This window comes from Streptacidiphilus jiangxiensis (assembly GCF_900109465.1).
Lineage (GTDB): Bacteria > Actinomycetota > Actinomycetes > Streptomycetales > Streptomycetaceae > Streptacidiphilus > Streptacidiphilus jiangxiensis.
Map to the genome: position 1 here is coordinate 1 of NZ_FOAZ01000064.1, position 9,445 is coordinate 9,445.

9 protein-coding genes are annotated in these 9,445 nt (G+C 71.9%); all 9 read right to left on the reverse strand.

The features are described from left to right. Nucleotides 1–807: protein-L-isoaspartate O-methyltransferase family protein (locus tag BMY61_RS43130; RefSeq protein WP_143094834.1), on the reverse strand; the 807-nt coding region annotated here is incomplete at its 3' end. Then, on the reverse strand, nt 804–1,781 hold the full coding sequence (locus tag BMY61_RS43135; RefSeq protein WP_042449567.1) for a DNA glycosylase family protein: 978 nt from the start codon (nt 1,779–1,781) through the stop codon (nt 804–806). The genes BMY61_RS43135 and BMY61_RS43130, both read right to left, overlap by 4 nt. Beyond that, on the reverse strand, nt 1,781–2,815 hold the full coding sequence (locus tag BMY61_RS43140; RefSeq protein WP_042449566.1) for a helix-turn-helix transcriptional regulator: 1,035 nt from the start codon (nt 2,813–2,815) through the stop codon (nt 1,781–1,783). The genes BMY61_RS43135 and BMY61_RS43140 overlap by 1 nt, the downstream gene beginning before the upstream one ends. Continuing rightward, entirely contained in the window at nt 2,815–3,558 is a 744-nt protein-coding gene (locus BMY61_RS44630; RefSeq protein ID WP_042449564.1) for an SDR family NAD(P)-dependent oxidoreductase, read from the reverse strand. The genes BMY61_RS43140 and BMY61_RS44630 overlap by 1 nt, the downstream gene beginning before the upstream one ends. Next, entirely contained in the window at nt 3,555–3,974 is a 420-nt protein-coding gene (locus BMY61_RS46945; RefSeq protein WP_161791273.1) for a hypothetical protein, read from the reverse strand. The genes BMY61_RS44630 and BMY61_RS46945 overlap by 4 nt, the downstream gene beginning before the upstream one ends. Nucleotides 3,975–3,997: 23 nt before the next feature. Further along, entirely contained in the window at nt 3,998–5,017 is a 1,020-nt protein-coding gene (locus BMY61_RS43155) for an amino acid--tRNA ligase-related protein (protein ID WP_042449560.1), read from the reverse strand. 7 nt (nt 5,018–5,024) lie between these two features. After that, a complete protein-coding gene (locus tag BMY61_RS43160) occupies nt 5,025–5,978 on the reverse strand; it encodes a S66 peptidase family protein (protein ID WP_042449559.1) in 954 nt (317 codons plus the stop codon). 78 nt (nt 5,979–6,056) lie between these two features. After that, nucleotides 6,057–7,451, reverse strand: a complete 1,395-nt coding sequence (locus BMY61_RS43165; RefSeq protein WP_236656069.1) for a B12-binding domain-containing radical SAM protein — start codon at nt 7,449–7,451, stop codon at nt 6,057–6,059. A 5-nt stretch (nt 7,452–7,456) separates the two neighbouring features. Beyond that, nucleotides 7,457–8,524, reverse strand: coding sequence for a radical SAM protein (locus BMY61_RS43170; RefSeq protein ID WP_082015106.1), 1,068 nt, complete (start codon nt 8,522–8,524; stop codon nt 7,457–7,459). Nucleotides 8,525–9,445 lie beyond the last annotated feature (921 nt).

A 9,445-nucleotide genomic window follows, 5' to 3' on the forward strand; every position in this document is an offset into this window, starting at 1 on the left:
CAGCGGGATCCACCCGGCGGCCCGGTCCGGCACGTGCCCCCACCGCTCCGCGGTGAGCCGCCCCGACAGCACCCCGTTCTCGTCGCGGCGGACCAGGGCGGTGGCGTGCCAGCCGGGCGCACCGGTGGTGACGGTGGTCCGCAGCCGCCCGCCCGGGGCGAGGCGCTGCAGCCAGGCGGCGGGAATGTGCCGGACGGCGAATGAGGCGGCGATCGCGTCCCACTCGCCGTCGGGCACACCGCGCAGCCCGTCCCGGGCCACAATCCGCACGTCGGCGCCGAGCGCGGCCAGCCGCTGGGCGGCGTCGCGCGCCAGCTCCCGGTCGATCTCCACGCCGGTCGTCTGCCGACCCGTCAGGTCGGCGGCGGCCGCGCTCAGGTAGCCGGTGCACGCCCCGAGCTCCACGAACCGCTCGCCCGGCGCGAGGCGCAGGCCCTGGAGGCTGACGGCCAACAAACCGGCGCCCGAGCTCTGCCCGGACGGAACGCCCCTGTACTCGCGGCCGGCCGCCAGAGGGCCGGTCGGGCGGCCGTCGAGCTGCACGACGACCTGGTCCATCCCGTAGCAGGCTTCGAGGTGCTGCTCGGGCTCGTCCGCGAGGTCGAGCAGGCGCCAGCGCCGGGCGGGGCGGTCCTCGCCGAGCGGCACGAACAGGCGCGGCACCAGCTGGTGCCGGGGCACCCGGGCCAGTGCCGCGACGACGACGGGATCGTGCACGCCGGGTTCCTGGGCGAGCGCTGTGGCGAACGCGGACCGGGCGGTGGTTACCGAATCCGGCCGGGCCGGGGTGCTGGTCGTCTCGGTCACTGGCTCGCCGCCTCGAGCGTCTGGTTCCAGGCCGTCAGGTCCTCGGGGTCCAGGAGGGGGGCGACGGGGGCGGCCAGGTACTCGTGTTCGACGAGGTAGAGGGCTGCGGTGCCCTGGTGCCCGGGGAAAAGCTCGCCGAGCTTCTTGCGGACCTCGTCCTGCGTGACGTCCTCGGTGCCGAGCAGGCGGCGGCCCAGGAGCTTGGTGTTCCACACGTCGAGGCCGACCGCTGCCGGGTCGCGGGAGGCGTGGGAGGCGATGACGCCGGCGGTGTACGGGCCCACGCCCTTGATCTCCTGGAACCGGTCGGTCAGCGAGGGGTCGTCGCCGAGGGCGTCGAGGTTGTTGGCGGTGAAGAAGACGGAGTACGCGGGCATCGACTTGGCGCGGTAGCCGAGCCGGTCGACCTCTTTGAAGGTCTCCGTGGGGATGCTGCTGATCTCGCCCGGGGTGAAGAAGGTGCGCAGCGTGACGCCGTCGAAGTGGACCAGGTGGCCGTAATGGGTTAGGAGATTGCGCATCATCTGGGTGGTGCGCGCGATGGTGGTGTTCTGCAGGAGTAGGGCGACGGTGGCGATCTCGAACAGGTTCTCTGGGCAGCTCTGCCGCATGCCGGCCAGTGCGGCGAGCGGCTCGCGCATCGCGGGGACGCGGGCGGCGAGGTCGGTGAACGCGCTGGGGTCTTCCTGGAGCCCGTAGCCGGTGGCCAGACGCCGGGCGAGGGCCGTGCGGTGGTCGGGCTTCCAGTCGCCGTCGGTGTGCACGGCGGCGACCAGCACCCCGGGGTCCTCCTGGTGCAGGCGCACCCCGCACATCAGGTCCTCGACGCGGAAGGTGCGCCAGCTGGTGGTGGCGGTGTGCACCTCCAGGCCGGTTGCGAAGTGGCTGGGCTTCCAGAGGGTGTGGAGCCGGTCGAACGGGCCGGGGACGGGCAGCTCGATCGTGTCGACCAGGTCGAGGTGGCGGGGCGTCATCAGGGTTTCCTCGGGGTTCGGCCGCGGGTGGAGCGCAGGCGGGAGTCGTCGGTGCGGAAGCCGTCCGGGGCGCCGTCGGCGCCCGGTGCGGGTATCGGCTCGTAGGCGGCGAGCGCGGCGCGCAGGTGGCCGGCGACGGCGTCGCGCAGTTCGGCCGGCTCGGTGACGACGACGTCGGGGCCGTAGCTGGTGACCAGGGGGACGAGCCAGTGCCAGCGGTCGACGAACAGGACGATCAGCAGCGAGCCGTCGGGCTGGTCGTGGAGCTGGGAGGTCGATTTCAGGCTCAGGCGGAGCAGTTCGTCGCGGGCGCTGGGCGCGACGTGCAGCTCGACGCGGGTGGGGCCTTTGCCGAAGTCCTCCATGGCTGCGGTCCACCAGGTGCGCACGTCGAAGTCCTCGGGCGGGGTGAAGCGCAGGTCGGTAAGGGTGAGGCGGTCCACGAGGTTGAGGCGGAACCGGTCGACGGCGGTGCCGGCCGAGGCGGCGGCGACCATGTGCCACTCACCGGCCTTCCACACCGCGGCGTACGGCTTGAGGAGCCGCACCTCGGGTACGCCTTCCGCGCTGTGCAGCGCGGCCTCGACGGCGATGCCGGTGAGCATCGCGTAGCGCAGGGCGGGCAGGTGGCCGGAGCCTTCGTCGCGCCAGTACCAGTCGGCGGTGTCGAAGTGGATGCACCGGGTGAGGCGGCGCATGATCTCTTGGGTGGTCCCGCTGATCCCGGCCTGCCGGGCCCGGGCCTCGAGGTCGGCCCCGTCGGTGTCGGTCAGGCCCAGGACGTACAGGCGCAGCGCGTGGTCGGAGTCGAGGGTGAGCGGGTCGATCGGGTTGTCGGGGGCGAGCCGGTAGCCGCCGTGCCGGCCGGTGGTGGCCTGGATCGGGATGCCGTGGGCGGTGAGCGTCTCGACGTCGCGGTAGATGGTGCGGATGCCGACGCCGAACCGGTCGGCCAGCGCGGTGGCCGACACCGATTCGCGGCTGCGCAGTGTCTGGACGATCCCGAGCTGTCGGGCGTGGGCTTGGTTCACCATCAGATGGCTGCCGCGATCAGGGGGTAGACCTGCCCGGTGGCGTAACGCCAGTGCTCGGCGGTGGCCACGTCGAGGCACACCTGGGCGACCTCGGCCATGGCCAGGGGGCGGCCCCACGGTAGCCCTTGGTAGTAGGTGTCGGGGTTGTTGACGCCCTTGAGCTGCATGACATGGTGGGCGAGGGGCGAGTCGATCAGCGACGGCGCGACGAGGTTGGCGCGCACTCCGTGCTGCTGCTCCTCCCGGGCGAGGGTGACGACGAGCGCCTCCAGGGCGGCCTTCGCCGCGGTGTAGGGGCCGTTGCCCGCCCGGGCGGCGCGCCCGGCGTCCGAGCCGACGGCCAGCAGCGAGGCCCGGCCGGCGCGGGCCGGTTCGGCGACGGCGTGCCAGGTGTGCACGAGGCTAAGCACGTTGGCGCGGTGGACCTGCTCGAACTCCTCCGCCGGGGTCGCCGCGACCGGGCGCTTGGTGGACGGCGCGCCGATGCAGGCGAACACCGCGCGCAGCGCACCACCGCTTGCTTCGACGGCGGCGCCGAGTTCAGCGCCGGGGTTCGGGGCGTCGGTGTCGAACCGTACCCACAGCGACTCCGCACCGGTGCCGGTGGCGGGTGGGCGGGAGCGGTAGGTGGCCACCACCTTCCAGCCGTTGGCGGTCAGGCGGGCGTGGATGGCGGAGCCGAGCGCGCCGCTGGCTCCGGTGACGACGGCCAGCGGCGGCTCGGCGACGTTGCGGGAGGTCACCGGGCGGCGCCGTCGCGCGCCGTGGCCGCAGGGGCGTCGGGGTGGTCCTCGTCGAACATCTCCAGGAACCGCATCTGGTCGGCGGGGATCTTGAACAGCGCGCCGACCGCCTGAGCCCGCTCGCACGCTGCCGCGTCGCCCCGGTCGATCTGGGCGACGATCCCGGGGAAGGCGACCAGCATCCGCTGCTCGTCGAGGAGGTGCGCGTAGTACAGCTCGGGCAGCAGCACCTTTGCCAAGGCGAGCGCGGCCTCGGCGGCCCGCTCGGCGGGGACCGCGCACTCGATGATCTCGATCGGGGTCCGCTCGTCGAGCAGGTGCGGGTAGCGCCGGTCCTCCCACTGCGCCAGGGGCGCGGGAAGGGCACGGCCCTCCAGGCTCTCGGTGATCACGATCGCCCGCATCGGTGCGCTCATCGCTGCTGTCGCCTCTTCTCGGGTCAGTGGTAGGGGAAGGTGAGGACCTCGTGGACATTCCGGCCGGCGCACAGCGCCGCCAGCCGGTCCACGCCCAGGCCCGCGGTGAACACATCCGCCGCCGGGTCCGCGTCGATGTCGGCGTAGAAGTCGAGCGGCCCGGCGTCGGCGGGTATCCCGAACAACTGCTCGCGCAGCTTGATGTTCGTGTCCACCATCGGCCGGTACTCCCGGGAGCTGCGCAGCTTGACGCCGCCGTCGCCGCACTCGACCCCGCCGACGACCACCGAGAGCCGCTGCGCCCGGCCGGTGGCCGCCTCGACGCGGCTGTTGTGGCGCAGCGCGTACGGGAAGCCGGTCAGCACGGTGGGCGTGGAGCACGCCGCCTCGACGGCGTGCTTCATGAACTCCTCCAGCACCTCCCAGTCGGTGCCGGTGGTGGCCGGGGCATGGCCGTGGGCGGCGAGCCAGCCGCGGGCCTGCTCGGTCAGCTGCTCCTCGGTCAGGATCGTTTCGGCGCCGAGGGCTTCGGCGGCGGCCTCGTCGACAGGCCGGACCGTGATGTCGGTCCAGTCCACGCCCGGAGTGGCCAGGGTGCCGTAGGCGGCGCGGACGGCCGCGCGGATCAGGTCGGTCACCAGGGTGACGCCCTGGGCGAGGTCCACGTCGCGGGCGGCGATCTCCAGCAGCATGAACTCCACCGTGTGCCACGGGCTCTCGCTCTCCGCCCGCAGCGCCTTGCCGAGGTCGAAGACCCGGTCGAGGGTGACGGCCAGGCGGCGCAGGTGGTCCTCGGCGGAGTGACGCAGGTGGAAGGGCCGGCCGGTGAGGGGGTGGGTGGTGGTGAACTGCTGGAGCGGGGCGCCCTCGCGGTCCTGGCACAGGATCGGCGTTGCCACCTCCACGTACTCCTGGCGGTGGAGCTCCTCGCGCAGGCCGTGGACGAGGCGGGCCTTGGCCAGCAGGAGCTCGCGCTCGTCCGGGTGGTCGCGCAGGAAGGTGCCGTACAGGCGGGCGTTGGGGTTCTTGATCGCGTTGGTCATCGTGCTCCTAGGCGTTCGAGGGCGCGGGGGTGACCCAGGGGGACTCGATCAGCATCGGGACCTGGGCCTCGGCGTCGATGCGCACGGTGGCGCCGATCGGCAGGGTCCACTTGGTCGGGGTGTGGCCGAACGGCAGGCCGGTGGCGATCGGGAAGGCGTAGCCGTCGCAGACGTCGGCGACCATCTCCATCAGGCCCCAGCCGCCGGAGGGCTCCACGGCGACGGGTTCCCCGACGACCATGCCGGCGATGCGGTCCAGCACCCCGCAGTCGCGGAAGTGGGTGAGGACCTGGTCGAGGATCTCGACGGACTTGAAGGCGTCCTCCCAGGCGAAGATCGCCCCGTCCCAGTCGGGTTCCCACCGGGTGCCGAGCAGGCTGTGCAGGGAGGACAGGCAGCCGGCCACCAGGTGTCCGCGGGCCCGGCCCGGGCGCAGCCAGGCCAGGGGCGCGTCGATGCGGGCGGCCTCGGGGCGGCCGGCGAGGACGGATAGGAAGTGGTCGGCGGTGTGGGCGGGGGCGTCCGGGTTGCCGAGGTCCCAGATCACGGCGGGCCCGTGGAAGGTGGGGATGCCGGTGCGGGCGGTGATCGCGTTCAGCAGCAGCGTGGGGTCGCTGACCCCGACGATCGGCTTCGGGTTCGCCGCGATGCGGGCGGCGTCCAGGTGGCGCAGCAGCCGGTTCGCGTTCCAGCCGCCGCCGGCGCAGACGACCGCGGCGACCGTCGGGTTCTCCAGCATCGTGTAGAGGTCGGCGAGCAGCTGCTTCTCGTCGCCGGCGCGGTAGCCGTGCGCGCCCCGGGCACCGGGCGCCTCCACGATCTCGAAGCCGCGGCCGCGCAGCACCTCAATGCCTTGCACGTAGGTGTCGGGGTGCTGGTGTGGCTCGGGCGCGGAGACGGTGATGACGCCGATCCGGTCGCCCTTGACGGCGGCGGCGGGAAGGCGGGACGGCTGGGGCACGGTGCTCTCCTGGCAGGAACGGGTGGGCCGGGCGGGGCGGGGCCTGTGCGGTCCCGCCCCGCCCGGGGCTTGGTGGGGTCAGCTGGCGGGGGCCAGGCGCATCTGCGTCTGCTCGCGGGCCCGGTCCACCGTGGCCTGCGAGGTCCACGGCGTGAGGCTGGTGTAGTAGTCGAACCTCGACCAGCCCTCCAGGTCCGTCGGCGGGATGAACCCGTGGGCCAGGGCCTCGTCGTACAGCGGGGTGCCCGGGTAGGGGGCGAACAGGTGCACCCGGGTCTCCGGCGTCGGAGCGAGGCCGCGCAGCTCCTCGATCAGCGAGTACGTCTGTTCCATCTCCGCTTCGCTCTCCCCCGGGAAGCCCACGATGAAGGTGTAGGACCCCAGGATGCCCGCATCGGCGATCTCGCGTGCCACATCCAGGACCTGAGCGCGGGTCACGTCCTTCTGCACGACATCGGCCAGGACCCGGTCGGAGCCGGACTCCACGCCCATCAGCAGCCTGCTGCAGCCACTCGCCGCGACCTTGTCCAGCAGTCCGAGCTTGGCCCGGCGGGCCTTGAGGATGTCGTTGGGGTTGATGCTGGCCGCCCACTTCAGGCCCAGATCGCGTTCGGTCAGGCCTTCGCAGAAGCTGACCGCGCGCTTCAGGTTGACGAACCAGTCGGCGTCGTAGAACTTGACGCCGTTGATCCCGAACCGGGCGTGAAGGTCGCACACGTCCGCCAGCAGCACGTCGGCCTGCATCGCGGAGTACTTGCGCTGGTAGGTCAGCTCGAAGCACATCCGGCACAGGTAGACGCAGCCCTGACTGGAGACGTAGTTCAGGGTGCGGCTGGCCACGGTGGGGTCGTCGCGCAGGTAGTCGGCGACGTTGAGCAGATGCCACGGGTAGGCGCCGAGCAGGCCGGTGCGCGGCGGGTTCACCGGGCCGCGCAACAGCTCGCCGGACGGCAGACGGGTGATCAGGCCGGGTACATCAGCGCGCCGCAGCCGGCCGAGCACCGACTCGAGGAACGGCAGCATGGAGTTCTGCCCGGGCCCGGCCAGCACGGCATCGACCAGCTCGTGCCGGGCGGTCTCCTCCGGCAATACCGCGACGTGCGGGCCGCCGAAGACCACCGGCGGGCACCCGGGCCGCTCCTTGGCGGTGCGCACCATCTCCAGGGCGTGGCTGATCTGCCCGCCGCCGGTCATCACGCTGACCCCGATGGCCACCGCCCGATCGAGGTGTTCGTCCAGGAAGCGCGCCCACGCCGCGGCGTCGTGCTGGTTCCCGTCGAAAAGCGCCACGTCGAAGCGGCCGTCCTCCAGCAACGGCTTGGCGATCGTCAGCAGCGAGAACGGCATCCAGAAGTAGACGTAGTCCTTCTCGTGGTCGACCTTCGGGTAGACCAGCACGACCAGCGGCTTCTGCGTGCCGGCCGGTGCGCCCGCCAGCGCGGTGTCCGGGCGCAGCGTCGGCATGTCCAGCATCACGGTCACCGGCCCGCCACCTCCAGCAGCTGCTGCGGGGTGGCGGCACCGGCCCGGAAGTAGGCGTCGGCGTAGACGTGGAACGCCGCCTCGACGGCGGCGTCTACCGCTGCGGTGTCCCCGGCGGCCAGATGCTGGGCGAGGTCGACGGTGACGTCCTCGCGCAGCAGGCAGAACTGCAGGCGGCCGTCCGCGGTCAGGCGCAGCGCCATCAGCGCGTCGTGGCAGGGGAAGATCGGGCAACCCTTGCACACCGATCCGTACCAGGCGCCGGCCGCGGAGTCCTTGACGACGACCTCCATCCCGGACGGCATCGTGAACACCGTCAGCGGATGCCCGAGACCGCCCTGGCTGCGGACCTCCTCGTCCACCGACAGCGCCCGCAGGGTCCCGGTCAGCTCCTCCAACGGCGCGTACAGGTCCGGCAGCGACTTGCCCCGCAGGATCTCCAGCCGTCGGGTGAACGACTCGGAGCTCTCGCCCAGGTCGCGGATCACATCCAGCAGCTTGACCGCGGCGACCCCGGCTTCCTCGCAGAAGGCGGTCAGAGCCGGCACCTCGTCGAGGTTCACCCCGCCCATCACCACCACGTTCACCTTCACCGGGACACCGGTGGCCACGCACGCCCGCAGCGCCTCGACCACCTGGTCGTGGTCGTCGACCGCGCAGATGTCCTTGTGCAGCACCGGGTCCAGGGTGTCCAGGCTGACGTTGAACAGCGTCACCCCGGCCTCGGCCAGCTCCTGGGCACGCTCCCCGATGACCGGGTGACGCGAGATCACCTCGATCTCGGCAAAGCCTGCCTCCTCCCGAAGCCGACGCACCACCTCCACCAGCGGCCCGTACAGCGCCGGGTCACCCCCAGTCAGCTTGATACCGCTTACCCCCTGCCGGCGCACTGCGCCGGCCACCAGCAGCAGGTGGTCCGGGCACAGCTCGCTGCCGGCGGCCGTGGCCACCGCCTCGCCCGAAGGGCGGCAGTAGAAGCAGGCCCTCTTGCACCGCGAGTTCACCGTCACGCGAAACTGCGGCACCCTTTCGCGCTCCGTGGTCATGCCAACCCTGACAGTCATGAAGTCAGCCTCTCGATTCCTCTACCAGCCCAGCAACGTCAAGCGGCACATCCGATGTCAGGGTTGGGTCCGCGCCGAGCGCGAAACCCTGACATCCCTGCCGTTCTTCGGAGGGGATCGGCCGCAGGCGTGGCGAGAGGCGGTCACCGAAGGAACTGGCACCGCCGCTAGTGATCTGCGGAACCGGCATCCGGGGTCGAGTGTCATCCAGGGCACCGTGCAAGAGGCTCTCCAGCTGAGCGCCCGGGGGTCGGGTTGAGGAACGGCCGCCAGTCTCCTTCGTAGAGAACGAACACGGACCGGTCCCGGCTGAGAGAACGCGCCGGGGGCAGTGAAGTAGCGAGCTCTCCAAGGGGCAGCACGGGTCCAACCCCGCGAATGCCGTCGCGGATGACGCAGGTGAGCAGCTCCGTCCAGGTGTAGCTGTGGCTCAGGCTGTGCGAGGAGAGGGCAGCTAGACGGATGTGTCCGATCACCGCGGTGTTTGCGTTCGGCGGGCTGAGAAGCTCCGGGTGTTCCGCGATCGAGCTCCAGACGTCCGGGCTGGCTCGGAGGTCGAGTATCTGGAGTTTGTGGGGCGCGGAAGCCTGGCCGACGGCCTCGGCGAGCCCCCGCAGCGTGATGGCGTGGGACGGCCTGGTCGCCTCCGTGGTGCTGTGAAGGGCAAGAACGCCAGCCTCGGTACGAGTGACCCCACCGGCCGCGTAGGTGATCAGCGGGCCGTTGGCGGTAGTGATCGCCGCATGGACTTCGGAGGCATGGGCCGTCCCGGGGATCCAGGTACAACGGGTCAGCGGTCGACCCACCGCACCCGCCAGAGCGTGAGCCAGCGCGGCATGGCGCTGCTGCGCTGGATCTTGCACGTCAGCACGCTGATACTCGGCGGCCTGCTCGGAGATCACTACGACGACGCTCCCGGGG

Bases quoted from the DNA above. Each gene is read 5' to 3' on its own strand.
- BMY61_RS43135 (WP_042449567.1), bottom strand. From the start codon at position 1,781: ATGACGCCCCGCCACCTCGACCTGGTCGACACGATCGAGCTGCCCGTC.
- BMY61_RS43170 (WP_082015106.1), bottom strand. From the start codon at position 8,524: ATGACTGTCAGGGTTGGCATGACCACGGAGCGCGAAAGGGTGCCGCAG.
- BMY61_RS43155 (WP_042449560.1), bottom strand. From the start codon at position 5,017: ATGACCAACGCGATCAAGAACCCCAACGCCCGCCTGTACGGCACCTTC.
- BMY61_RS43165 (WP_236656069.1), bottom strand. From the start codon at position 7,451: ATGCTGGACATGCCGACGCTGCGCCCGGACACCGCGCTGGCGGGCGCA.
- BMY61_RS46945 (WP_161791273.1), bottom strand. From the start codon at position 3,974: ATGAGCGCACCGATGCGGGCGATCGTGATCACCGAGAGCCTGGAGGGC.
- BMY61_RS43140 (WP_042449566.1), bottom strand. From the start codon at position 2,815: ATGGTGAACCAAGCCCACGCCCGACAGCTCGGGATCGTCCAGACACTG.